Below are 24,791 nucleotides of genomic sequence, written 5' to 3' on the forward strand. Positions count from 1 at the left end.
CTTTGTCCACCATCTCGCTGGGTGCTTTGGCGTAGTTCCACATTTCGCGACCGACCAGAATACCTGAGTTGAAAGGTCCGCCACAGATGATTGAAGTGCCTGCCGCCTGGCATGCCGGGAATAATTCATCCAATGGTGTTTGTTCCAGCAATGTGTAACGTCCGGCTAGCAAAAACGCATCCCAATAGCCAATTTCAAGCGCGTCCAAATCCTCCAATGTAATTTCGCGCAAAATATCAGTCATGCATGGACCCCACAACTTTTAGGCGGATGCGAGTGGCATCGCCGGGCAAATAGGCCAGTGGTACGTCTTCTTGGTCCAGCAATTCAATGCTATCGGGTTGCGCGCCAGCAGCAATCGCTTTTTCAGTTGCTTCTTTTCTAGCCTGCGCCAATGCGTCTTCCCGCGTGATCTTGGCAAGAGAAAAAATGCGGTCAACTTCGCCAGAGATTTGACCAATAGCGGCACCAACGGCGTTAGCGACTGAAAAATGTTCTGGCCGAATAACCCTGAGATCACCGACTTGCTCGGGCATTAATATCGAACCGCCGCCAACAGCAAGGATCGGTATCGGCGCGGGGGATACGCGCATCCGCTCGACCGCGTTCACGATCATTTCATCGATTTTAGCTTTAGCCGCGTGCAGTTTGTCAGCACCAATTGATTTGGCTTGGTCGACATCGCCGATCTCCTCCAGCCCGAGCCCAACAACCACATCGGTTGTTGTTGTGGTCTCGCCACCAAAGATTAGGGCCTCTTGCAAGATGCGATAGCCGACAGATCGAGGCCCAACGGTCATGGCATCCCCATCGCCCTCAATAATGGTTCCACCACCCAAGGCAATCGAATATACATCCGGCATACGGAAATTTGTGCGCACACCACCGACATCAACGGTTGTGCTTGCTTGGCGAGGGAAACCTTTCACAAGCGCACCCACATCTGTGGTCGTGCCGCCCACATCCACAACAATGGCGTCGGTCTCACCTGAGAGGAAAGAAGCGCCCCGCATGGAATTGGTCGGGCCCGAAGCAAAGGTAAGAACGGGATAGGCCTGCACGAAGTCACGGTTCATCAGCGTGCCGTCGTTCTGCGTTATGTAGTAGGGGCAGGACAGCCCAACATTTTCAAGCGCATCACCAAACGCCGCCACCGTTTTCCGAGACAGGCCACGCAGTGATGCGTTCATGATGGCGGCATTTTCACGTTCAAGAATGCCCAAACGGCCAATTTCAGAGGAAAGTGTGAAATCGGCTTGCGGCAATCTTTCTTTTAACCGCTCCATGGCTATTTTTTCCATCTTGTCATTCACAGGTGAAAAGACAGAAGAAATCGCAATGGAATTAATACCAGCTGCGCCGATTTCGGCGGCGATCGTGTCCAACTCAGTCATGTCCAATGGACTGATTTCGCGCCCATCAAATTCGTGGCCTCCCTTTGCCAACCAGAATTTTCCGCCAACTGCATCGCGCATGTCGTCGGGCCAATCGACCATCGGGGGCAGACATTGGGCAGCAGGCAAACAAAGACGTACCGCAGCCGTGCGTTCCATATGTCGACGTTCAACAACCGCGTTTACAAAATGCGTGGTGCCGATCATCACTGACGAAACTTGATCTTTGGGCACGCCCGATTGTTCGAGCGCTTTGGTAATGCTCTCAGCAACGCCCCCCATTACGTCCTCGGTTGTGGGTGATTTCACCCCGGCAAGGATCGCATCGCCATCCATAATTACGGCGTCGGTATTTGTACCACCAACATCTACACCAATCCGAAACATCACTATCCTCCAAGTGCCGTGGTGGGATTAAGCACCGCCGCACGTTCTTCTTTACTAATTTTGGGTTTTTGCGCTTCTGCGGCGTCCGTTGTAACGGGAATAGCTGACAGCAACGCACGCGTATAAGAGTGCTGAGGTGTATCAAAGACTTTATCGACGGCGCCTTCCTCAACAATGGCACCGCGCCACATAACGCCAACGCGATTGCAGAAATTGCGCATGAGCGATAGGTCGTGGCTAATAAACAGATAGGTTAGATCGAACTGCTCGCGCAGCCTGTGCAGCAGCTCAATCACGGTCGATTGTACGAGTACATCCAACGCACTTGTTGGCTCGTCCAGCACCAAAATGCGTGGATTGACTGACAAAGCCCGGGCGATTGCCACCCGTTGTTTTTGCCCGCCAGACAGCTCGTGCGGATACATGTTCGCCATGTCTGCTGGCAAATCGACCATTTCCAGCAGCTCAGCGACGCGCGCGGAAATCTCTGAGGACGCGTGGTTAGTAAACTTTAGCGGCACCGCGATTTGATCGGCGATGGTCCGGCGCGGATTTAACGACGACCCGGGATTTTGATAAACGATTTGGATAAGCTTGCGAAAATCTGTCGTGCCTGCGGTCTCAGCAACATCTTGTCCGTCAATCCGGATCAGACCCTGTGTTGGGCGAATAAGCCCAAGGGTCATTTTGGCCAATGTGGTCTTACCCGATCCACTCTCACCTGCGAGACCGAAAATATCGCCAGAATTCACGTCAATGGACACATTATCGACGGCTCTATGCACGGTTCGGTGTTGATTGAAAAAGCCCGATCGAGCGTGAAAATCCTTGGACACACCCTGAATTGAAATAGCCGCAGCAGGATCAGTCTTTGTGTTTGTCACCGTGTGTACATCGGGGCCGTAAAGCGGAGGCACCGCGGCCATCAACTGTTTAGTGTAGGCATGCTTAGGCGCCCTAAATATTTCATCACGAGGGCCTGTTTCAACGATACGGCCTTTATCCATGACATAGACCCTGTCGGCCATTTCACGCACGACGCCAAGATTGTGGGTAATCAGCAAAAGAGATAGCCCCTCTTCGGCGACCAACCCGTTTAGGAGCCCAAGAATCTCATCTTGCGTTGTCACGTCTAGCGCAGTGCCCGGTTCATCTGCGATCAACAAACGGGGTTTATTCAATAGTGCCATCGCAATCAGCACCCTTTGGCGCATGCCGCCCGACAACATGACGGGATAACTGTCCAGAACGCGCGCCCCGTCAGCAAGTTGAACCTTTGAAAGCGTGTCCAAAATATGCGCTTCTCGCTCTGCGCGGCTTTGGGATCGACCGAGCCGGATATCTGCATATCGCACGATATCGTCCATTTGCCGTCGGATCGTCAGAACCGGGTTGAACGACAGCATCGGGTCTTGAAGAATGATCGAGATACCGGTGCCTTTAAGCTTGTTGCGTTCCACCTTGTTTAGATCAATTAATGAGCGCCCGTCGTAATTTATGCTTCCGCTTTCGATATGACCTGGCGGCATTGGCAACGTGCCAATTATGGTGCGCATGGTGACGGTTTTACCGGACCCTGATTGTCCAATCAGCGACACGCGTTCCCCTTCGCCAACACTGAGCGAAACATCATCTAGCACCCGCCGATATTGGCCATAAGCGCGAAAACCGATGCTAAGTCCTTGAATATCTAACAATGGCGCATTCATACTTCTACATCCATCATGTCACGTAGCCCGTCACCCAATAGGTTGAAGCCAAGGGTGGCAAAAAGGATCGCTAGGCCGGGCATAACGGCCTGCCACCACATCTCCGGCATGTATTCTGACCCGGTGGCAACCATTGTGCCTAAGTCGGGTGTCGGGGGCCGGATACCAAGGCCGAGAAAAGAAAGAGAAGCCCCGAACAGGATCACAAAACCAGCATCCAGCGAAACTTTAACCGCAATGGCGGAGATGCAATTGGGCAGCAGTTCGCGAAAGAGAATATGAACATGGGAGGCCCCGGCCAGCTTGGCGGCCTCAACGTAGTCTTCGTTCATCTGACCTTTGACGATCCGGTAGATCAAGCGCGTGTGCCAAGTCCACCACAGCAAAGTAATCGCAATCATCGCGTTGACCAGGTTAGGTGACAAAACTGCAGTAATCGCCAACGCCATCGCCAGCGGCGGCAAGGCCAACATCACATCGGTAAAGCGCATGATGATCGTTTCGGTCCACCCACCGAAGTATCCGGCGACAAGTCCCAGAACCACACCAAACGGCACGGCTACACCCAAAACACCAACCACAAGACCAAGCGAAACTCGGTAGCCAAAAAGCACACGAGAGAAAACATCGCGACCGACATTATCGGTGCCCATCAGATGGTCCCAACTTGGGGCCTGATGACGGTTGCGGAAATCAACCATCGAACCGGCACTTTCGGGCGATGGTGCAAGCAGAGGTGCAAAAACGGCTGCAACAATGACACAGATCACAATAATCGCGCCAAACAGTGCCGCCGGATTGCGTGTAAACCGATACATCGCCATTTGTCGCGACGTTAACCCGCGGGTTGCGTTGCCAATTACTTCGTTTGCGCCGCTCATTTGCTGTCCTCCGAATTCAGCCGGTGACGCGGATCAAGAATGCCAAGTATGGTATCAATTACAAGGTTTGCGATCACAAAGAAAACACCGGAAAACAGCACAACACCGATCACTGCATTAAGGTCTTTTTGTAAGATTGTCCGCACGCCATAACTGGCAATGCCGGGCCAAGAAAACACGAACTCAACAATAAAGGCGTTGCCAATGAGTGAAGCAAATTCAAGTCCTAGAATGGTGAGTGGTGCGACAGCCGAGACGCGCAACATATAGCGAAAAGTCACCACGCGCTCCGGGATGCCGTAAGCACGCGCGGCTTCTACAAAATCTCGGCTCGAAACTTCAATCATGGCCGCACGGGTGATCCTGACCACCTGGCCAATACCTGCTGCTGCCAATGCGATAGAGGGCAATATCAAATGCCGCAATGCATCTCCAACCACATCCCATCGCCATTTTAGAACACCATCCACGAGTAAGAGGCCCGTAATATCGGCGTTAAAATCGACACCGCCGTCAAGCCGCCCTGTGATGGGCAGGAACCCCCAATAGTGGGCGGCCAACAGTTGCAAAATGATCGCCAGCACGAAGCCAGGCGTTACTACGCCGATCAAAGAAAAAATCCGCGTGACATTGTCCAACCAGGTGTTTCGGTATGACGCCGCCAATATGCCGAGCGGGATGGAAATAACGATTTGCAGTATGATCGTGAACAGGACCAGTTCGAACGTCGCCGGTAGCGCGGCCATAATGTCGTCGAGCACGGGGCGCGACGTCAATAGAGATTTGCCAAGATCACCATTTGCAAGCCCATGCAGATAGGTACCCAGTTGAACGAGAAAAGGCTGATCTAGACCCATTTCAACCTGCAGTTGCAGAACCTGCTCTGGCGTAGCCTTGGGCCCCAGTGCAATCCGTGCCGGATCGCCGGGGACAATGCGCGCAATCACAAATATTAGAATAGCCAAACCAAGCAAAACAAAGAACAATGATATGCTTCTGCGAAATAAATACGAAACCATCCAGAACCTCCACAATCAACTTAGCGCCGCAAACTGTGATAGAGATATTGGAATAATGGATAGTTTTATTCCAAGTAGTCTAGTTTTTATGATTTATCTGAATTAACATAAATTTTTCAACAAGTTCACCTCGTTTTTTGACTCCAAATACTCGATAGAGGTGGGCAAGATGATACTTAATCGTCGCCTCGCTAACGGCCAAAGAGCGAGCAATTTCCTTGTTGCTCGCACCTGATTGCAGCGCTGTAACAACCCTGTACTGGTGGTATGTGATGTTAAGGTCTCGCAAACCCGCTGGCATCCAATAGCTGCGCCGAATAATATCAACGGTACGTCGTGCCAGCCGTGCAAGTTGAATATGCCCACGTGCAAACCGACCCGAGGACAAGCGCGCGCCAATTCCAGTTAGCACGTCGCGATGCTCTATAAACGGCGCCGCGTGCGCTTCTTTGACGGCGAGCCAAAATGCTTTTTCAACCAACCTTCTGCGTTGATGTCCAGCCTCTTGACGGGCGTGTTGCAAAGCATCGACTATGCTCGTGCGTGGAGAGGAAAATTCTACCTCCGTTCCATCGGGCTCCATTTCTTGAGTTGCGACTTCACGCAAGAGCGTTTGCCCGATTGGGCTATGCAATTTCTGAGGATCCAGGGCCATCGCGCCAACTTCAGCGTCGCCCAGCCGACCATCCAGCCGATCAATTGAAACCTCTAAAGCTGCGAGCACTTCTGTGACCCCGCCATGACGTTCAGTGTAGCCAGTCCGTAGTTTTTCCAGTTCGGCTAGTGCGGTGTTTCGCCCTTGCAGAAAAAACACACTTTTCACGGTAATTCTAGCCAGTTGTACGTAAATTGTTGCCCAGCTATCGTGGGCCAAAAGGGAACGCCGCAGCGTTTCCGCTCGCGCAGGGATATGTTCAAAATGTCCGGTTTCGTAGTCGAGCGTTAGCTGGATTATCTCAATAATGGCCTCTTCATTTCCGTATACTTGGCCTGACGCGCGAAACAGCTGTATTCCGAAGTTCAAGTGACGCCGAGCATCGCGCAGTCGCCCTTCCATGATGGAGAGATCTGCCAAATGTAAATGTATGAAATGCTCTAAATACTGGTGGTTTGCGTCTCTAAAAGCGGTGATGGCGCGAGTACCGGCTATGCGTGCCTCTTCAATGCGCCCGTGTTGAACAAAGAAGGCCAACATACAATTGTAGAACAGGCCCTCAAGCAAGGGGTTGGCAAGCGGAAGTCGCCGCTCAATATTGATCCATTTGTTCAATTGTTTGGTGCTCACCGGGTCACCCAGATGAATAGACATAAAAAGAGCAAACAAATCAGATTTGAACGTTCGTTCAAAGATCAATTCAGGATCATTTAGAAGGGCCATTGCCCGCCCGGCTCTGCCATGCTTGGCTAGATAAATCATGTATGCGCCAAGAAACGATTCATGTTCACGCCATAAGCCTTCAGGCATGACCGAAAGAATCTTTTCAAGGTTCTCATAGCCGTGAAAAAGTGCAAAAAGTTCACCTCCGGCGCCCTCAAATAGGCCGATACCAAGATCTCTCTCCCCGGCCTCAAAGGCACACAAAATGTCGTTTGTAATGCCGGTATCGGCAAGGTTGCACATAGTTTGAACCCTATAACTGTTGTCCTGTTAGTCAAGTATAACCGTCATTCCCACTTTCAAGATGCACCTCCCCCCCACAGAAAAAACAGTCAGTCGTTGGCTCCAACTTAGACAAAGAGGGTTTGGTCGATTAGAACAAGCAGATGCCCACGTTTTGCGCATCTGCTCAGTTACATGTACTACCCTGAAGACGGACAGTCTGAGCACGGCGCGACGCAAATCTATCAGGTGGGGCTGCTACGGGCACACATAAACTGGGCGGTAGAGCAGAGCATCTAGATCGTCAAAATCAATTTGAATTGCCGCCATTCGCGCTTTGAATGATCACGCGATCACCCGTAGTTAGTTTCAAACCACTCACAAACTGATAGCGTTCCGGCTCGCCTGTTTTCCTCACAACTGTCAGGGAATTTACCCCACCCGGAGGACAACTGTCTTTTGACCAAACCGGAATTCTTGCACGTGTATACCCAGCAGAAAGTATAGCATCCGCCCGCAATTCGTATTCTAGTCGAACCCCATGACCGCCAGAATATCCATTGCGGTACTCGGCACGCTCGGCCAAGCCTTTTTGGACAACATTCAAACCATAGCGTGCTTCACAGATTTCAACAGGGCAGTTAAAAGTGTCGCCATGACTGGTGGAGAACATCGCCGACATGCCGTCGCGTTCCGACGTCGCGCCCCATCCACCCATCTGCGGTTCTACCATCGTGTAGTTTCGTTCGAAATCAGGATGAACTCCTGCAATAACCGTTCCAAAAATTGATGAAAAGCTTCCAGCCGGAAGGCGTTCAGGAATGGCCTTTGCCATGCATTGCCAGAGTAAATCAAAAAGGCGAATGCGTGTTTCAAAATAGTACCCTTGCGGCGCTGTTGGGCCGGCATGAAAAATGGTTTTTTCTTTTGTCAGCACGCGGAGTGGTGCGAATGACCCGGCATTTGCAAACCTTTCAGGATCTGTTAGGGCCTTAAAGATCATTTGACAGGAAATAACAGACCCGTCCCGACTTGTGTTATACGGCCCATCTAGCTCGATTGGATTGTCGCGCAGATCCACCAGAAATTCATCGTCCGTTATGGTGATTGAGCTTCGCCAAATGGCACCGTCATCTTGCTCTTCTTCGATTGCAAAAGTGCCTTTTGGCAATCCTGCTAGCCCCTCTTTTGAGCGTGTTAACGCAGTGTCATAAGCATCCTCTATTGCCTGGAGGACCGCAGCTGTACCGTAAGTTTTGAAAAGACTATTGATTTGTTTTTCTGCACTTCGGCTTGCTGCTAGTTGTGCCCAAAGATCACCCTTCACAAAATCCGGCAAACGGGAATTTACGCGAATAATGTCAAAGACCCCAGCAATCTCACGGCCTTTTTCAATCAAGCGTACGCACGGAAGGCGAAGTCCTTCTGCAAAAATTTCGGTAACATCGGTCGCCATGGAACCAGGAACTTTGCCACCGACATCCCCCCAATGCGCGATAGAGGCAGTCCAAGCCACGCACTCACCGTCAAAAAAGACGGGTTTTGCAATTACAACGTCATTTAGGTGCGTCACACCACCAAAGTTTGGATCGTTGGTGACGAACACGTCGCCTTCAGCGATGGTTTGTCCATGTTTACCAATGATGAACTGAACAGCCTTGTCTAAGACACCAACGAATGTGGGGATTCCAGCGCCCGAACTTACTAAATTGCCAGTTCCATCCATTATTCCTGTTCCCACGTCGAGCACCTCATAAATAATGGGGCTCATCGCCGTTTTGCGCAAAACTGCGAACATTTCATCGGCCGCCGCAGTAAGTCCGGCTTGTATTACAGAGATTGTAAACGGGTCACATGTCATAATTCTACCAAATCAGTGGGAGTTCAGAAAGAGGTTCAGGGCCATCGGCTCGTTGGAAAACGAATTCCTGGAGCCGAAGACCAAATTGACTTGGCAAACACACTCTTGGTTCTATTGAAAGGACAATAGTTTCAGCCAATTTCGTTTCGGTGGGAGCAGATATATAGGCTCTTCACGGCCTTCAATGCCAAGGCATACTGCTCACAATTTAGTTGGCTTCCACGATGATGCGGTTTCCAAAGATGTTTGAACTATCAAATACACCGATTGTAGCCATTTCCTCTTCTGAGGGAGATTCACAAGACCATTTTCGACTGGGTATCCAATTGCATTTTGTCTTCATCTCAGCCGCGTATTCCGCTTCTTTTAGCGCTGCGATGGAAACATCTATGACAGGAACACCAAGGTGTTTTTCTAACGTTTCATGAAAGCCAATTTCCATCGTGCATCCTAGTATGACGGATTCTGCATGACCTTTCTCAACAGCCTCCTCAGCGGCACCTGTGAGCAATTCATTGGTTCGTTTATGATCAGTCTGGAAGTCGTCAACCCCAAGATTGACATCGTAAAAGCCGGCGCAGGCGGTCTCAAAGCCATAACCGTTGACGGTGGATTTCATTTGATCGACCCACTTTCGTCGACCCACAATAACACCAAAACGATTGGAAAGATTAGTCGCTAGACGACAAGATGCGAGACAAGGAGCAGTCACAACCATATTACCTGAAATTTCACGTGCATCATGCAGGGCAGTGTCATAAAAACAGCCTATCGCGAGCGCATCGAAACCTTCTCGCGCAGCCGCCCGCGTCGCCCGAATAATACCCGCGGTGACCATTGCCTCATAAGAGCGAAACTCGATATGAGTGAACGCTCCCACGGAAGCGTCCAGCGAGGTAATGTGCACTTCTGTGCCAGGCTGTTTGTACTTTTTGGCCATATCGGCAAAAACCTGGTCATACGAAGATGTACCAACTGGGTTCAAGTACATTATTTTTCGCGAGGTCTCAGACATTTTTTTCTCCTAGATTTTGAGCTGGAATAACAATGCGGTTTCCAAATGGATTGCCTTGATCAAAAATTTTCAAGACCTCCAATTCTGATTCAGGGGGGGCTTCACACGACCATTTTCTGCTTGGTTTCCACCCGCAGTCTTTTTTCAAGTTGGCAAGATTTTGTGCGCGTCTAAACGCTGCAATTGCAGGATCGAAAACCGGAACGCCAAAATCTTTCTCGAGTTCCTTGTAAAAACCGATTTCCATCGTACAGCCCAAAACGAGAGCCTCGGCATGATCATTTTCGACAGCGATTCGCGCTGCGTCCTTCAAACATCGCGCCGTCACGTTGTGGTCCTTCTGAAATTCGGTTACCCCAAGACCTGCTGGGTAGAATCCCGTCAGTCGGCGACCATATCCATTATCGTGAACGGTGGAATGCATCTGATCTACCCATTTCTGTCGTCCAACAATTATGCCAAACTGATTGGACAGGCTTGATGCAATATCGCAAGAGGCAACACATGGTGCGGTGACAATCATATCGCCGGAAATCTCTTGTGCTGCTTTCAAGGCCGTATCGTAGAAACACCCGATCACCAGTGCATCAAAACCCTCGCGTGCGGCTGCTCGTACGCCACGGATGATATGAGGCGTAACCATGGCTTCATAACTTCGAAATTCGACATGGTTGAATTTACCCGCCTCATCAGGCAAGCACGTAACATGCACCTCCGCAGAGTAGTCCTTGAATTCTCTAACCATATTTGCAAAGAGTTCGTCATGGCCAGGCCGATGGGCCACGGGGCTAAAGTACATGATTTTTGTCATCAATTCAGCCCGCCACATAGCCGTAGATGCTTGCGGCATCGCTATCAGATAACAGCCCGTTTTTGACATCCAATGCTATGGCAGACTTGTTGCGATCTTTTGGATCGCCAAACCCTCCCCCGCTTGCGGTCACGACCCGAATTACATCATCCTTGCTGACGTTAAGTTCTGAAACAAACGAATAGTTTTCCACGCTCCCATCAGTACGAACAACGTCAATATAATTTCCCGATCCTTCGTGTCCGCCGTCCAATGCCCAAGGTTTAACTTTGGATCGTGTATATCCAGCAGTTAGAAAACCATTGTCCGTGCGGATACGATACTCAAGGATCAAACCTTTTCCGCCCGCATATTGTCCTTCACCGCCTGGTTGCGTGTTCAATGCCATTTTGTCGATTATGAGGCCATTACGAGCCTCTGATATTTCAGCGGGCGTGTTGTATGTCTCACCGTGGAATCCTGAGAATATGCACGGATTTCCATCACGTCCCTCCCATGCGCCCCATCCACCAATTTGCGGTTCAATAATGGTATATTGACGACCGGTGTCAGGGTGTGTTCCACCAATGAATGTGCCACAAATAGAAGCGAAGTGCCCGGCTGGTAGCCGGTCAGGAATGTGAGGGGCGAGGCATCGCCAAATGAGATCATAAACCCTAACTTCGGTTTCAAAATAGAACCCGATTGCTGCAGGCTCTTGCGCATGGAAAACAGATCCCTCTCGGGTAAGAACTTTTAGCGGCCGGAAAGAGCCATCATTTGCAGGGGTTTGTGAATCCGTAATAGATTTGAACACCATCTGCGCGCATATCATGGTCCCGTCGCGACTGGTGTTTGTGGGTCCGATATCTTGGTCTGGGTTATCTCGCAGATCGACGACAAAATCTTCGTCCGTAATCGTGACCTTTACATTGAATACCCGTCCATCGTCTTGATCTTCGTTCAGCTCAAAGGTGCCTTTGGGTAGGTTTTTGAGTTCCGTTAAAGCAGCCTTCTCACCGAAGGACATAAACCCCTCCATGGCTCTTGCGAATGTTTCGACACTGTATTTCTCGGCCAACTCTTCCAAACGCTTTGCGCCGACGCGAACAGATGCGATGGCCGCCCAGACATCACCTAAAAGAAAATCAGGCATTCTAGAATTGACCGTAATAATGTCCATTACTGACTGCTCAGTGTTGCCTTCGCTTATCAGTTTTACAGCTGGTAGGCGCAGTCCTTCTTGAAAGATCTCTGTTGCTTCGCCAGATAGTGACCCTGGCGCCATTCCACCAACGTCTGAATTATGCGCGATGTTGGCAGCCCACGCTATCAGCCTGTCACCTGAGAAAACAGGCATGGCAAGAACAAGATCATTCAAATGCGTAACGCCACCATAGTAAGGATCATTCGTAATAAAGACGTCACCAGGCTGGATACCACCATCGTAGCCAAATTTGTTCAAAATCACCTGAACAGATTTATCTAGAACACCGATAAACGCAGGTATACCTGCGCCTGAAGAGGCAATCTTTCCCTCTGCATCGGTAATGCCTGTACCCATGTCGAGTACTTCATAGATAATTGAGCTCATCGCTGTTTTGCGCATAGCAGCAAACATTTCGTCCGCGGCCGCTTGCAAAGAGTTTTGGATTATTTCCAGGGTGATTGGATCGTCTTGGACCTGTGTCATTGGACACCTCCATTCAACGTGATGTGAACGTTACGATATGCGTCTATGGCGACGGCATTTTGAGGATGAATTACGATTGTCGTACCGCTGTCTTCAATGACGGCAGGCCCAGAAAACTCCATGCCAGGCTCCAGACGCTCACCGTCATAAATCGACGCGACATGTTTGCCTTCGAGCGCGTAGTTGACCTCGCGTGTGCCCTTTCGTGCTGGTGAAGCATCGGCGTCACCCAACACTTCCGGTTTCATCTCCAATTTGCCGACTTCTGCTTTCGCGACCAAATGAATGCCCACCATTTCGACCGGGGCGTCCAGTCGATAGGTATATTCCCGTTCGTAGGCCTCGTGGAAATCATCGGCTATCTTTTGCAACGATGCATCGCTAATGGTGCCATTTTCGAGCAACACTTCCGTGGTGTGCTCTTGGTTCTGATAGCGAAACTTTCCATATCGCATGAACGTCACCTGATCTTGAGAGACGCCTTCTGCCCCAAACGTCTGTAGGGCTGATTCTTCCGTTTCATTAAAAATGGCTTCAATTCGGTTACCGGTGCCTTCGGCGAGCTCCATCAGCCGCGTCACAAAAAAGTCTCTGCGTAGATCTGACATCATCATACCCCACGCAGAGAAAACTGCGGCAGCAGCAGGTACAACAACTTTTTTTACTTGCAATTCCTGCCCCAAAGCAACGGCATGCATAGCACCCCCACCGCCAAATGCCAGCAACGTGAAATCCCGTGTGTCAAACCCACGGTTCAATGAAACCAGTTTCAGCGCATTGACCATGTTGTTGTTGGCGATCCGCACAATGCCTTCCGCCGCTTCGTCGACAGAGACACCAAGTTTGTCGCCAAGCTCCTTCAGTGCGTGCCCCGCAGATGTCATGTCCGCATCGATTGCCCCGCCACAGAAATAGTCTTTGTTTATGCGGCCAAGCCACAGATTAGCATCAGTCGTCGTCGCGCTCTTGCCACCTTTGCCGTAAGCAGCAGGTCCAGGCAATGCACCAGCAGATTGAGGCCCCACGTGCATCTTCCCGTAATCATCCACCCACGCAATCGAACCACCGCCGTTGCCAATCTCCACTAGATCAACAACAGGTACCATAATTGGATATCCAGCAGACTTCCGCGATCTCTCAATCCAGTAGTCCGTCATGATGCGTACTTCACCGTTTTCAATGAGTGAACATTTTGCGGTTGTGCCTCCAATGTCGAGCGCAAGAACGTTGTTTTCGCCAATCAAACGGCCAAGCTCTGCAGCGCCCCAAAAACCAGAAGCAGGGCCACTCTCAACCATAGTGATGGGTGTTTTGGATGTCGCTTCCAACGAATCTACGCCACAGTTTGACTGCATGATATATGGGTTGTTTTTCAAACCGCGCGATTTTAATCCTGCGTCTAGTTTAGCTAGGTAGCGGGCTGCAACTGGCTGCACATAGGCGGAAAGAACGGCTGTGTTTGTGCGTTCATACTCGCGCCATTCCCGTGTGATTTGGTGAGACGCCACGACGGACACTTCAGGCCAAAGTTTTTGTACCTCTGCAAGAACAGCTTCTTCATGTGATGTATTGGCATAAGAATGCAGCAAACTAATCGCAATGGCTTCCACACCTTCTTTACGGAAGTCCTCAAGGATAGAAGGAAGAACTGACAGATCTAAAGGCTCTCGTTCTTTGCCTTTGTAACTCATGCGTCCAGGCACTTCTTGTCGAAGGAAACGCGGCACGAAGGGTTTTGGTTTTTCGTAATGCAAGTTGAAGAAATCTGGCCGGTTTCCTCGCGCGATTTCCAGAACATCTCGGAAACCTTCTGTCGTGATTAGGCCAACAGCAACGCCTTTACGTTCAGTCAACGCATTGATCACCACTGTCGTGCCGTGTGCAAAGTAATCAATACTGGACGCTTCAACATTCCCCTTTTCAAGTACGTTCAGAACGCCGTTCTCAAAATCGGGAGGAGTCGTGTCGGATTTAGAGGTGATCACGCGCGAAACACCTGTTTCAGTATTAGTCTCAAAGCATACAAGGTCGGTAAATGTACCGCCCACATCTGTTGCCACCCGGCGGTTTATCTTGCTCATGATTGCTTTCCTTTCGTGCGCGACCGTTCAGCCATGAGAATGGCGAGGGTTCCTGCGGTCTGAAGTGTTTTTGCTGCCTTGACACGTTCGGCTGTGAAGTATCCGGCCTTATCCAAGAGGTTTAGTGTGCCCCGAAGTTCGCCTTCGATCACGATCGGTAGGTTCAGAACACTCTCACACCCTAAAGATTGGATGAGTTCATAATCCGGAAAAACCTCGGCTATCTCATCAATGGAATTTGCGACGAATGTCTCATGCCTGTTGTGAACAACTTCGCTCCATTTATCGTCACGCAACGGCTTTTCACCTGTCGTCGGGTATGCATCTGGCATATTTGTGTAGCAACGAAATGCGACTTTTCGATCATGGAGTATTTCCGTGATTGTGAAGAGACGTGCGCCAACCGTGGATTGAACCAGGTTGTCGATGGATTCGAATGTCACTCTGGGTTGTTGTTTCTCTTGTGCAACGGCTGAAATGACTTCATTCACGATGAAATCTCCTGTGTTAGTTTTGTCCTAAGTGCTAGCTCTTCATCGGCCACCACGGGAACTGCGGCAATTAGTTGTCGTGTGTATTCTTGTTGTGGGGATTCAAAGACATCTTCGGTTTTGGCGCACTCAACCAACTGCCCCGCCTTAAAGACAGCGACACGATCAGCAACATTGCGAACAACTGATAAATCATGGGTAATAAAGAAGTAGGTCAATCCCTTTGCCCTGCGAAGATCGTTAAGCAACCGCAACACCCTTGATTGAACCAAAACATCGAGGGCAGAAGTCGGTTCATCCAAAACTACTAGCCGTGATTGACACGCAAGAGCACGTGCAATTGCGACTCGCTGTCTCTGCCCACCAGACAACGAACTTGGCGAGCGCGTGCGAAACTCAGCTGGCAAAGCGACGTCTTCCAACGCTTGCTCAACCAACTCCCAACGTTTACGCTTCTCGCCAATACCGTAAACGTCAAGTCCTAGCCGAACTGATGCGCCAACCGAACGTTTTGGGTTCAATGAAGAGAGTGGATTTTGCTGAACTAATTGAATAGCGCGCCGATGCGATAGTTCACGTTTTGCAGGTAAGGATTGACCGTCAAACTCAATTTGACCGGATGACTGAGCATAAATTCCCAAGATCATATTGGCTAAAGTGGTCTTTCCGGAACCGCTCTCCCCAACAATTGCAAGGCATTCACCTTCCTGCACGCAAAGCGACACATCATCAACCGCAATGACTTCACTGGGACCCGCGCCAAAACCTTTGCGGATGTTTTTCAATTCAAGAAGCGCGCTCATGGGCCAACCTCATCATGGAATACAGAAGGTGCGAGAAACGCCACACGATCATCTTCGATTTCGGGAATACCACCACCAGTCAAACGTGGAACTGCTGACATCAGTGCCTGGGTATATGCGTGACCAGGTTTTTCAAAAATAGTCTTGGTTGGACCACTCTCAACAATGTTCCCACGATAGATGACATAAACCCGATCCGCGAATTCTCGTACTACGCCAAGGTTGTGGGAAATAAAGAGTACCGATGTCCCACTTTGTTCAGTGAGATCTTGCATCAACCGAAGCGTTTGAGCTTGCACTGTAACATCGAGTGCTGTGCCAGGTTCATCTGCGATCAATAAGGCTGGTTTGTTGGCCAATGCCATTGCAATGACAACGCGCTGATTCATTCCGCCCGAGAGCTGAAACGGAAAGGCGTTCAGTACACGCTCATGATCGTTGATCGAAACTGACACTAGAAGTTCTGCAGCTCGAACAAGCGCCGCTTTGATTTCAAGCTTGGGCGTGCGGCGACGTAAAACCTCTACAAACTGATCTCCAATTGTGAAAACAGGGTTTAACGAAGATGTTGGGTCTTGAAAGATCATTGACATGTCAGTGCCGCGCAATGCCTGCCAGTCGGATGAGTGCATAGTGTTCAAATTCTGGCCATTGAACTCAAGCGCGCCTTTGATTTTCGACGTCCGAAGTTCTTGTAGCAGACCAAGAATAACCCGAGCTGTTACAGACTTGCCAGATCCGCTTTCGCCGACCAAAGCGACCCTTTCACCTTTTTTAATCGAAAGCGAGATTCCATGCAGAACTTTTGAGGTTCCAGTATATCCACGAAAACTAAGATGAAGGTTTTCAATTTTGAGAACATTTGTCATTGGTCTGCCCCTAGAATTTCCCTCAGTACATCTCCGACAAGATTGAACCCAAAGACTGCAACCAAAATAGCCAAACCAGGGAACACAGTTAGCCACCAACTATCTGGCAAATACCGCGCACCTTCGGCAACCATCGACCCTAAATCAGGGGTTGGCGGCTGCACACCAAGTCCAAGGAATGATAGGGAAGAAGCAATGATGATTACGAAGCCAAGATCTAAAGTCATCTTTGTAATAATCGCTGGCAAACAATTCGGTAGAATTTCGCGGAACGCTGTATGCCATGCTGAAGCACCTATCACTTCTGATGCTAGAACATAGCCTTCTTCGCGTTCAGATCGGGCAATATTATACACCAGTCGCGCATACCAAGGCCACCACATGGCCGTAACTGCAAGCATTGCGTTCATTAGGGTTGGCTCAAGCACACCCATCATCGCAATGGCAAGGACTAGAGGTGGTATCGACAGAAAAACGTCGGTTAATCGCATGAGGACAAATTCTACCCAGCCGCCAAGATAGCCTGCAAGCAAGCCAACGATAGCTCCAATTGGTGTAGCAATCCCGAGCACCACAACGCCAAGGACGAGTGAAACACGGTAAGCATAAATTAGTCGGCTAAACAGATCCCGGCCAACAAGATCGGTGCCCATTATGAACTCTGCGCTTGGTGGCTTGTTGGCGTGTAGGAATTCAACAACGGCGCCCTTATGTTCAGGAAAGGGAGCAATGAAATCGGCAAACACCGCTAGGATGACAACAAGAGAAATCAAGGCAACACCCAAAAGCGAGAGTGGGTTACGCAGAAGAATAACAAGAAAGCGTTTCATGAGGAGTCTCTCGCTGAATGGCGAATTCGTGGGTTTATGAAGGCGATCAGCAAGTCCACGACTAGATTGACGATTAGGAATGTTGCGGAGATGATAAGCACGGTACCGATGATGGCATTAAGGTCTTTGCGCAGAATAACCGCTACGCCATAGCGCGACAGACCTGGCCAAGCAAAGACAGCCTCTACTAGAAACGCGTTGCCCAGTGCCGCGGCAAAATCCAAACCGATGATCGTTAACGACGGTATTAGGGACGGCTTAAAGGCATACTTGGACGCAATTCTGCTGGCTTTGAAACCATAAGCCTGTGCCATTTCGATATAGGGCTTGTCGTAGGTCTCAACCATATTTGCCCGCGTGAGTCGCGCGGCTTGCCCAATCCCAGAAATAGCTAATGCAAATGCAGGTAGGATCAAATGCCAAGCTGCATCGCCAAAAGCTCTTATGTTTCCGACTAATAAAGTATCAATGAACAAGAAACCGGTAATGCGTTGAATATCATACGAATCCGCGATGCGACCGGCGATCGGAAAAAATGGCAAATAGAACGCGAACAACAGCATTAGAATTACAGCCCAGACAAAACTGGGAGCAGAGACACCAAGCAGTGTTACAATTCGGATAACGTTATCGGGCCAACGGCCGCGATATCGAGCAGATACCATACCTAGTGGCAAACCAATGCAAATCATCAAAATGCCTGCCGCTATGACCAGTTCCAATGTTGCAGGAAGAAATTCCACGATATCCTGCACAACAGGTCGGTTTGTATAGAGTGATTTGCCGAGGTCACCCTTAAAAAGATCCGCGACAAAATATCCATATTGTACGAATATTGGCTCATCAAGATGAAGCTCTTGCCTCAAATCAACGACTTGTTCTGGCGTTGCGTTCGGACCAAGGGCAATTCGAGCCGGGTCGCCTGGAATAACCCTCGCAATTCCAAATATGAGCATCGAAACACCGATGAGGACAATCACGGATATACCAAGACGTCGCATCAGCAAGTGGAGTACAGGAGACATCGTAACTAATTTCCTTGGAGGTTGAGTGCTGGGCTGGAGGGAGCCGACCCAGCACTCCGGGTTAGGTTTGTGCTATTCAGACATTTCCATCAAACGGAAACTAAAGCCTAAACCATCTAAGCCAAACGCTTTGGAAGGATCGCTAAGCGCCGGAACTTTGACACGATGACCTGCTGCAAACACCGACTGACGGTCAAACCCGTAGATCGTCGGTGCGATCGCCATTAAGCGGTCGTTTAAAGCCGAGTACGCAGCTTCACGTCCGGCATCGTCACTTGCAGTGCGGCCTGCGTCGAGAGCCGCGTCAACTTCGGCATCATTTAAGTGCTCAGGCGATTGCCACGTACCTGATAGACTTGAGTGATACATTCCATAAAGAAGGGTGTCAGGATCGCCCGTAACAGCATTCACAAAGATTTGACTAATGTTAGGTGAGTTCTCTGGTTTAGCAACTTTCTCGGTAAACAACGCCCATGGCACTTTTGTAATCGTGGATTTAATGCCGATTTCTGCGAAATTAGATGCCATAAGAAGAGCAAGGCGCTCCTCAAGCGGAACTTCTGCGATCCAGGTGATTTCAAGGTTGAATTCAGCAGGATCATACCGACAAGCGGCAAGATATTCTCGGGCGGCGTCCAAGTCACGAACCTGCACCACCGACTGATCTCTGGATCCAAACATACCTACTGGGATTGCCCCGGTTGCGGGCGCTCCTGATGATACGTCGTCAGTTATCGCAACCATTTTAAGGGCAATTTCATAATTGAAAGCGTTGCTCAACGCCAGTCGGCAGTTCACATCATCCAATGGGGCGCGAGTTGTATTCATCTTGACATAGAATGCGCCCGTCCCGCTTTCCGTCAAAAGTTGCGCGCCACCCATTGCCAATGAACCCATTACCTCTGGTGGAAGCCATTGAGAAGAAATGTCATGCTCACCTTTCGCAATAAGCGCGCGAACAGTCGCAGCTTCAAGACTGTAACGTAAACGAGCTTCGTCTGGCGCTGCATCTGATACGCCCAAAAAGTAATTATCACTTTTTGCCATTACTGTTTCTTCTTGCGGGTTGTGAGTTTTAACCACATAGGCACCTGTGCCTGCGCCGTGACCTGAAAGATAGGCTTGACCCCAATCACCCATTTCACCGTCGCCTTCACCCAGATTGGCCACTACCAACTTCTTGTCCAAGATCGGCAAACGCACCAATGATGCAACAAACGGCGCATATGGCTTTTCAAGCTTGAATTGAACTGTGGTCGCATCAATCGCTTCAGCTACAACTCCATTAAATAGATGAGAGTGGCCAGCGCCCAGCGCTTGCATCCGCCTGAGCGAAAAGACGACATCGTCTGCGCTCATCACATTGCCGCTTTGGAATTTCACGTCATCACGTAGCTCAAAAGTATAGTTGGCGCCATCCACCGACCAAGATTTGGCAAGGTGCGGGGAATGTCCGGGCGCGCCCTGAGTTGGCAAAACAAGAGTATCATAGACGTTGAACATCAAAATGCTATCGGCATAATCCGATGCTTTCGCAGGGTCGAGCTCGCCTACGGCGACCTCGTCTATTCGAAGTACCGTTTCGGCCAGCGCCGGAACTGTCAATACGGTAGCCGCTAGCAGCCCCGCAAACAGTTTTGTTTGCAAGTTGGTCATTTTTTTCCTCCCATGGAATTTGGTTAGTTTGCTATATTTAATTCTCTATGTATTGGGTTGATCGCTTCTTCTCCAAAAACATCCATCGTTCCACACCACAAAATTGAAACCGCCTTGTTTGTGTGATTCCACGTCGAGTGCTGTCGTGATGAATCAAAATGCAGCGTATCGCCCGCTTTTAAAACAGTGCGTTTTCCCTCAAGTTCAACAGTTACTTCCCCTCGCAAGACGAAAAAGAGCTCTTCGCCATCATGAGATATTGGCTCTGCACGGTGCCCCGGCGGCTCATGAATAATCACCGATCGAAGACTGCTCCCTTCGAAACTTGTCGAAATTCGTTCGTATGACAATGGTCCTTCGCCCACTCGAAAACTAAGACGCTTTCCGAACCGCGTAGCCTCCTCTACATTCAAAGGTTGATCCACAAAATGCGACATCGGGTGCCCCAATACTCCTGCAATTGCGGTCAGGGATGAAAGGGATGGAACTGTAAGATTTCTTTCAACTTGTGAGATAAAACCAACGGATAATCCTGCCCTGTTTGCCAGCACCTGCATGGTCAACTTTTCTTGCTTTCTACACGCCCGAATTTTTTCACCAAGTGACATTATGGCGTTATTCGGCGTTATTTTTTTTACCATGACTAAAATTGCCATCCTTTTTGTTCGAAGTCAAGCTTTACCTATACTAAAATTTGATCCCGACTTTGACGAAATTGTTTGACTAATCGAGTTTAGATGTAATAGCGCATTCTAAACTGCGATCTCTTCCTTTGTCAGAGTACTGGGATCACTTGGCTTCCGCTCGTATGCTTTCCAATATTTCATCGTGTATTCTTCAACCTACGCTGTCAATGGAGGCGTAAAAGTCAGCCAGTGGAGCGAAGCAAAAGCAGGCCATTTTAGAGCGCGCCTTTGAACTTGCGACCCCCAAACAGCAAGCACGCTCGAAGGCGTGTCGGCCTTTAGGCCAACGGCCCTCTTGTGTTCAATTTTAAACAGCTTTGCTTGAGGCGACAACTTTCCCCATTCATCTCGAGGATGTTTACATGGTGGGTGAGACGATCCAGCAATGCGCCCGTTAGGCGTTCTGTACCATAGGTTTCTGTCCATTCGTCAAACGGCAGTATACTGGTGATCTACGTTGATCCACGCTCTTAACGCTGCGAGATCAGCTCGAAGAGAAGTTCTCCGCCTGTTTTACTGAGCGGCACAAACCCTAGCTCATCATTGATCAGGAACTTCACTTTAACCAGTTGGCGTTGCAGCCGCAGCAACCGTTTCTCGTGTCTGGTTTCCATCAGTTCATGCACCAAAGATGCGGCGGTGACAAAGCAGACGGGGGACACATGCCGCTATCCAAAAATGGTACCAGCTCGGAGAAAAGTGATTCTTTGTCGCCGCCAGCGATATACTGAAAAAAGCCCGCCTTGCTAGTTTCTTTCCGATAGAACCCCGGCCGCCAAGATGCTCTCCGTGGCGGGTAAATACATCTCCGTGACTAGCGTCGTCATCGAGTCCTACAAGATTTATAGGGTGGATGAGTTCCATAGCGCACATATGGGTGTATTCGGTCGAGTTGCAATGCCAGTGGCATCAGGTAATTAAGCACCAAACGTACCAAAGCGGCAGCTCGGTCTGGTGTTGCTGCGGCAGGAACTGTGCTTCTAGCTGTGCCGGGATTCGCACCCAGCTCTTTTCTACAAGTCAGAAATTTAGATTTCCTCACATTCGCCGCTCCTACTCAGTTCTGAGTTAAGCTTTGCGTTTGTTTCCCCCTTCTGCGCAAGCTACAAAATAGCTTATTTGAGTCTGCCGTCCTTGTTAGCTAGAACGGTACTTATTGGTGCTGTCTCGGTGGCTGCCACGTGGAGCTTTAGATAGTCTATGTCGGTAACAAGACGAAACCACTACATTCCTCAGTGGCATCAAAAACGTTTTTTCTCCGACACAAGGAATACCCTTTCCTATCTCGATTTAAAACCACCACTCCATCTCAAAGGGGACGGCAGTCAAACACCTGGAAATTCGTTATTTCCCGCACCGACAACAAGGGCTTTTGTCGAACACGATCTGTATTCAACCTTCTTCGGGACTGCCGTGAACGACGAGGTCGAGCGGCGGTTGTTCGGGGACATTGACGCTCGTGGTGCAGATGCCATACGTGCGTTTTCTGGCTTAGATCAAGCTGTATGGCACTCCAATTTCGAGAACCTGTTCGAGTTTCTCGACATTCAAAAACTACGAACACCCAAAGGCCTTGCCTGGCTACGCACTCAATATCCTGAGCTTTCTCAAAATGAACTCATGCAGGAAATGCAGGGTCTTAGCATGCTCAACGTCACGACTTGGACCACCGGAGTTCGAGAAATTATATCGGCCGAACATTCAGACACCAAATTCATACTGACAGACCATCCAGTGACCATATACAACCATGCTATACCGCCAAATGATGCTCGAAACGAATTTCCAAACGATCCTTCCATTGCGCTGAAGGGTTCGCAAACGATCTACCCGCTCGGGCAAGACCATTGCCTGATCCTCACCAACCTCGAATACGCTCAGAACCCTTCAGTCAACGCACTAAATAAGAAAACGTTTGCTCGAAGTTTTCAACAAGCCATGGTGTCCACTATCAACTTCATACGCACGCGGCATCTAACCAAAGAGCAGGTGATAGAGGTGAACTTCATCGCAAAGGCCCGAGCGCACAGGTACATAGCCGCAGGCCAGAACGAATGGCTCTTTCCTGAAAAATTGGTGACCAAGCCGTGGCATGAATTACGTTCGACCCTTTTACCACCCGAACATGAGCTGCACCAATTTGGCGGTGAATTGTATGTAGGCTACGAGGACGGCCGGAGCGATTATCAAGATCAATTTGGCAGGTCCGAGAAACCTCGACCTTGGCTGATCAAGGTGCCCCCGGCTCAGCCACTTAAGAATAAGGACCTCTGTCCGTGTGGCTTTGGGTTGTCATTCTCTCATTGTTGCAAGCAAAAGCCAACTCATCTTAGGACCAGTTGGACCGAGAAGAGCATCAGGGAGCGGAATCTGATGTTCATGAATGGAATCGAGAACCTTCTCGATCTGGGTGGCAAAGACTGGGATGACCTCCGGAGGGAAATGACAGATGAAAAGATCGTCAAACTTTATCGTATCTATGAGGGGCTATGGCCTCGTGAAACTGATTTGTTGTCTCTGTTGCCAAAACCGGACGGCACATTTCGATCGGTCTACACTGGCTCGCTACATCCCAAACTCATCTCCGAATTTGCGCTCGGAGCCTCGGTGTACTTCGGCGAGATTATTATGCAGCATCCGTTCATCAATCCGATGTCGCTGGCGAAGGACAAACGCCCCACAGAGGATCCTCACGCATACCGTGGCGAAGTGCTGAAGTCGCTGCTGGCCTTCCTGAGTATCTTCCCCTTAGTTGAAGCTGGCCGAGTTCATCTCATCCCCGACCCCTGGGACTTCGACTTGCACCTACGCAACCAGACGATGAGAATGGCCGAAGCACGTCGTGCTCAATTTAGCTTCAACCCCAAAGACGATGCAAGGATGAAAGCGATCTTCGATGAAGACCTGGATCGCATGATGCTAGGGCTGCCGAATGAGGCATTGCTTTCGCAACTTGCCCAAGCGCCGGGGTCAGAGCAATTTACCGATCCGGAACAGGTGCTCGAGTATATCGCCCAAGTAAAGCTGGCTGATCCCTTAGCAGTTCTCCAAGAGAATTCGGTTGGAACCGGCGGCCAATTCGATATCATAAAATTGATCCCGAATTTTGAGATGTCCATGTATCTTGCCCAAGCGACGGGGGCACAGATTCTGACTGATAGTCCGTTTCGTTGGAAGGAATTGCGAGCGGCGTTGAATCGCAGGTATCTAAGTACAACACCTGCATTGCATGATCTGCAGACCACCATTCAAGCTACGCCTTTTTGTTTTCCCCTTGGCGATGAGGCAATATGGCAGTTTAAGACGACCCAAGCTTTCTCCAACATCGCGTCGGTGTTTGACGGCGCATTCAAATACCTACAGAACCGTAAAACCGACGAAAGGAAACCAAACTTTGAACTGCAGCTAGCAGCCAGGTTCCAGCGAGACAAGCGTGGAGTCGACGTCGCTTTGGAAAATGCTAGCGTTCCCCATGCATTGGGCAAGGTGACCAGCATATTTCGACTAGGTGGCTTTCAAGACAACACCGTAAATCGGCTTCTCCTGATGTCGAGTTCTGAACACCACCTTCAGTCGGTGCCAATGGCCACGTTTGTAAGCCGCCTGCCTTCTCGCGCGCCCGACTAGTCTCTCACCGAGTAACAGCGAATGTCCGCTTCCCGTCATTTGCAGCGATCTGTTGATTCTTGAATCTGATCACTTTGTTTACACACTGGCCATTATCGCCCCCCTCGCCCGCAAGGCTTAACACCCCTCCGATCCATGCTGTCTACGGGGCATTAATCCTTGCTCCTCAGCGTCACTTTTCGAGTGTTTACTGACGGATCAGATTGAACCACGAGATAAACTTGCCAATAACTCTGATCTTTTGACCGTCTATTTGCAGACTATCCCCATCAACAACTCGGGCCAAGCCTTTGACTTCTCTTGTGTTCTTCTGGTCGGCGACGACAACCATCCATATCAGTGCCCCGCCAAATAGGAGCGCCATGGTCATCTTG

The 24,791-nt window shown here is 49.8% G+C and carries 19 protein-coding genes and 2 pseudogenes; 1 reads left to right on the forward strand and 20 read right to left on the reverse strand.

Annotation, left to right across the window (positions count from 1 at the left end):
• The 19 genes and pseudogenes from Q0231_RS06340 to Q0231_RS06430 all read right to left on the reverse strand — a co-directional run.
• Window positions 1-244 (reverse strand): annotated as a pseudogene (locus tag Q0231_RS06340) (hypothetical protein); the annotation flags it as partial.
• Entirely contained in the window at window positions 237-1,781 is a 1,545-nt protein-coding gene (locus tag Q0231_RS06345) for a hydantoinase/oxoprolinase family protein (RefSeq protein WP_299346464.1), read from the reverse strand. The pseudogene Q0231_RS06340 and the gene Q0231_RS06345, both read right to left, overlap by 8 nt.
• A 2-nt stretch (window positions 1,782-1,783) precedes the next feature.
• Window positions 1,784-3,490 (reverse strand): ABC transporter ATP-binding protein, encoded by a 1,707-nt coding sequence (locus Q0231_RS06350; RefSeq protein WP_299346467.1) that lies wholly within the window; start codon window positions 3,488-3,490, stop codon window positions 1,784-1,786.
• Complete coding sequence (locus tag Q0231_RS06355) at window positions 3,487-4,371, reverse strand: ABC transporter permease (protein ID WP_299346469.1); 885 nt, start codon at window positions 4,369-4,371, stop codon at window positions 3,487-3,489. Before Q0231_RS06355 ends, Q0231_RS06350 begins: the two co-directional genes overlap by 4 nt.
• On the reverse strand, window positions 4,368-5,390 hold the full coding sequence (locus Q0231_RS06360; RefSeq protein ID WP_299346472.1) for an ABC transporter permease: 1,023 nt from the start codon (window positions 5,388-5,390) through the stop codon (window positions 4,368-4,370). Before Q0231_RS06360 ends, Q0231_RS06355 begins: the two co-directional genes overlap by 4 nt.
• Before the next feature lie 79 nt (window positions 5,391-5,469).
• Window positions 5,470-7,011: a LuxR C-terminal-related transcriptional regulator gene (locus Q0231_RS06365; protein ID WP_299346475.1), complete on the reverse strand. Its 1,542-nt coding sequence runs from the start codon at window positions 7,009-7,011 to the stop codon at window positions 5,470-5,472.
• 289 nt (window positions 7,012-7,300) lie between these two features.
• A complete protein-coding gene (locus Q0231_RS06370; RefSeq protein WP_299346478.1) occupies window positions 7,301-8,851 on the reverse strand; it encodes a hydantoinase B/oxoprolinase family protein in 1,551 nt (516 codons plus the stop codon).
• 208 nt (window positions 8,852-9,059) lie between these two features.
• The gene (locus tag Q0231_RS06375; protein WP_299346481.1) at window positions 9,060-9,866 is read right to left on the reverse strand and encodes an aspartate/glutamate racemase family protein; all 807 of its coding nucleotides are present in this window, start codon (window positions 9,864-9,866) and stop codon (window positions 9,060-9,062) included.
• Window positions 9,859-10,677, reverse strand: a complete 819-nt coding sequence (locus tag Q0231_RS06380; protein WP_299346484.1) for an aspartate/glutamate racemase family protein — start codon at window positions 10,675-10,677, stop codon at window positions 9,859-9,861. Before Q0231_RS06380 ends, Q0231_RS06375 begins: the two co-directional genes overlap by 8 nt.
• A 4-nt stretch (window positions 10,678-10,681) precedes the next feature.
• Window positions 10,682-12,349 carry a hydantoinase B/oxoprolinase family protein gene (locus Q0231_RS06385; RefSeq protein ID WP_299346487.1) on the reverse strand — a complete coding sequence of 556 codons (1,668 nt, stop codon included), beginning with the start codon at window positions 12,347-12,349 and terminating at the stop codon, window positions 10,682-10,684.
• Window positions 12,346-14,430: a hydantoinase/oxoprolinase family protein gene (locus tag Q0231_RS06390; RefSeq protein WP_299346490.1), complete on the reverse strand. Its 2,085-nt coding sequence runs from the start codon at window positions 14,428-14,430 to the stop codon at window positions 12,346-12,348. The genes Q0231_RS06385 and Q0231_RS06390 overlap by 4 nt, the downstream gene beginning before the upstream one ends.
• Window positions 14,427-14,921, reverse strand: coding sequence for a GAF domain-containing protein (locus tag Q0231_RS06395; protein WP_299346493.1), 495 nt, complete (start codon window positions 14,919-14,921; stop codon window positions 14,427-14,429). Before Q0231_RS06395 ends, Q0231_RS06390 begins: the two co-directional genes overlap by 4 nt.
• Window positions 14,918-15,724 carry an ABC transporter ATP-binding protein gene (locus Q0231_RS06400; protein ID WP_299346496.1) on the reverse strand — a complete coding sequence of 269 codons (807 nt, stop codon included), beginning with the start codon at window positions 15,722-15,724 and terminating at the stop codon, window positions 14,918-14,920. Before Q0231_RS06400 ends, Q0231_RS06395 begins: the two co-directional genes overlap by 4 nt.
• A complete protein-coding gene (locus tag Q0231_RS06405; RefSeq protein ID WP_299346498.1) occupies window positions 15,721-16,593 on the reverse strand; it encodes an ABC transporter ATP-binding protein in 873 nt (290 codons plus the stop codon). The genes Q0231_RS06400 and Q0231_RS06405 overlap by 4 nt, the downstream gene beginning before the upstream one ends.
• A complete protein-coding gene (locus tag Q0231_RS06410; RefSeq protein WP_299346501.1) occupies window positions 16,590-17,423 on the reverse strand; it encodes an ABC transporter permease in 834 nt (277 codons plus the stop codon). Before Q0231_RS06410 ends, Q0231_RS06405 begins: the two co-directional genes overlap by 4 nt.
• Window positions 17,420-18,448: an ABC transporter permease gene (locus Q0231_RS06415; RefSeq protein WP_299346504.1), complete on the reverse strand. Its 1,029-nt coding sequence runs from the start codon at window positions 18,446-18,448 to the stop codon at window positions 17,420-17,422. Before Q0231_RS06415 ends, Q0231_RS06410 begins: the two co-directional genes overlap by 4 nt.
• A gap of 72 nt (window positions 18,449-18,520) precedes the next feature.
• Window positions 18,521-20,104, reverse strand: coding sequence for an ABC transporter substrate-binding protein (locus tag Q0231_RS06420; protein ID WP_299346507.1), 1,584 nt, complete (start codon window positions 20,102-20,104; stop codon window positions 18,521-18,523).
• A 23-nt stretch (window positions 20,105-20,127) separates the two neighbouring features.
• Entirely contained in the window at window positions 20,128-20,745 is a 618-nt protein-coding gene (locus Q0231_RS06425; RefSeq protein ID WP_299346510.1) for a cupin domain-containing protein, read from the reverse strand.
• 323 nt (window positions 20,746-21,068) lie between these two features.
• Window positions 21,069-21,443: pseudogene (locus tag Q0231_RS06430) on the reverse strand (ATP-binding protein); the annotation flags it as partial.
• 547 nt (window positions 21,444-21,990) lie between these two features.
• Between Q0231_RS06430 and Q0231_RS06435 the strand changes: the two are divergent.
• Window positions 21,991-24,417, forward strand: a complete 2,427-nt coding sequence (locus Q0231_RS06435) for a DUF4238 domain-containing protein (RefSeq protein WP_299346513.1) — start codon at window positions 21,991-21,993, stop codon at window positions 24,415-24,417.
• A 187-nt stretch (window positions 24,418-24,604) separates the two neighbouring features.
• On the opposite strand, the gene Q0231_RS06440 is transcribed toward Q0231_RS06435, so the two are convergent.
• The gene (locus tag Q0231_RS06440; protein ID WP_299346516.1) at window positions 24,605-24,748 is read right to left on the reverse strand and encodes a hypothetical protein; all 144 of its coding nucleotides are present in this window, start codon (window positions 24,746-24,748) and stop codon (window positions 24,605-24,607) included.
• Window positions 24,749-24,791 lie beyond the last annotated feature (43 nt).

Source organism: uncultured Maritalea sp., assembly GCF_937139385.1.
GTDB classification, from domain to species: Bacteria; Pseudomonadota; Alphaproteobacteria; order Rhizobiales; family Devosiaceae; genus Maritalea; species Maritalea porphyrae_A.

Bases quoted from the DNA above. Each gene is read 5' to 3' on its own strand.
- Q0231_RS06400 (WP_299346496.1), bottom strand. From the start codon at position 15,724: ATGAGCGCGCTTCTTGAATTGAAAAACATCCGCAAAGGTTTTGGCGCG.
- Q0231_RS06365 (WP_299346475.1), bottom strand. From the start codon at position 7,011: ATGTGCAACCTTGCCGATACCGGCATTACAAACGACATTTTGTGTGCC.
- Q0231_RS06425 (WP_299346510.1), bottom strand. From the start codon at position 20,745: ATGGTAAAAAAAATAACGCCGAATAACGCCATAATGTCACTTGGTGAA.
- Q0231_RS06370 (WP_299346478.1), bottom strand. From the start codon at position 8,851: ATGACATGTGACCCGTTTACAATCTCTGTAATACAAGCCGGACTTACT.
- Q0231_RS06440 (WP_299346516.1), bottom strand. From the start codon at position 24,748: ATGGTTGTCGTCGCCGACCAGAAGAACACAAGAGAAGTCAAAGGCTTG.
- Q0231_RS06405 (WP_299346498.1), bottom strand. From the start codon at position 16,593: ATGACAAATGTTCTCAAAATTGAAAACCTTCATCTTAGTTTTCGTGGA.
- Q0231_RS06420 (WP_299346507.1), bottom strand. From the start codon at position 20,104: ATGACCAACTTGCAAACAAAACTGTTTGCGGGGCTGCTAGCGGCTACC.
- Q0231_RS06350 (WP_299346467.1), bottom strand. From the start codon at position 3,490: ATGAATGCGCCATTGTTAGATATTCAAGGACTTAGCATCGGTTTTCGC.
- Q0231_RS06410 (WP_299346501.1), bottom strand. From the start codon at position 17,423: ATGAAACGCTTTCTTGTTATTCTTCTGCGTAACCCACTCTCGCTTTTG.
- Q0231_RS06385 (WP_299346487.1), bottom strand. From the start codon at position 12,349: ATGACACAGGTCCAAGACGATCCAATCACCCTGGAAATAATCCAAAAC.
- Q0231_RS06390 (WP_299346490.1), bottom strand. From the start codon at position 14,430: ATGAGCAAGATAAACCGCCGGGTGGCAACAGATGTGGGCGGTACATTT.
- Q0231_RS06360 (WP_299346472.1), bottom strand. From the start codon at position 5,390: ATGGTTTCGTATTTATTTCGCAGAAGCATATCATTGTTCTTTGTTTTG.
- Q0231_RS06355 (WP_299346469.1), bottom strand. From the start codon at position 4,371: ATGAGCGGCGCAAACGAAGTAATTGGCAACGCAACCCGCGGGTTAACG.
- Q0231_RS06435 (WP_299346513.1), top strand. From the start codon at position 21,991: ATGTCGGTAACAAGACGAAACCACTACATTCCTCAGTGGCATCAAAAA.
- Q0231_RS06375 (WP_299346481.1), bottom strand. From the start codon at position 9,866: ATGTCTGAGACCTCGCGAAAAATAATGTACTTGAACCCAGTTGGTACA.
- Q0231_RS06415 (WP_299346504.1), bottom strand. From the start codon at position 18,448: ATGTCTCCTGTACTCCACTTGCTGATGCGACGTCTTGGTATATCCGTG.
- Q0231_RS06345 (WP_299346464.1), bottom strand. From the start codon at position 1,781: ATGTTTCGGATTGGTGTAGATGTTGGTGGTACAAATACCGACGCCGTA.
- Q0231_RS06380 (WP_299346484.1), bottom strand. From the start codon at position 10,677: ATGACAAAAATCATGTACTTTAGCCCCGTGGCCCATCGGCCTGGCCAT.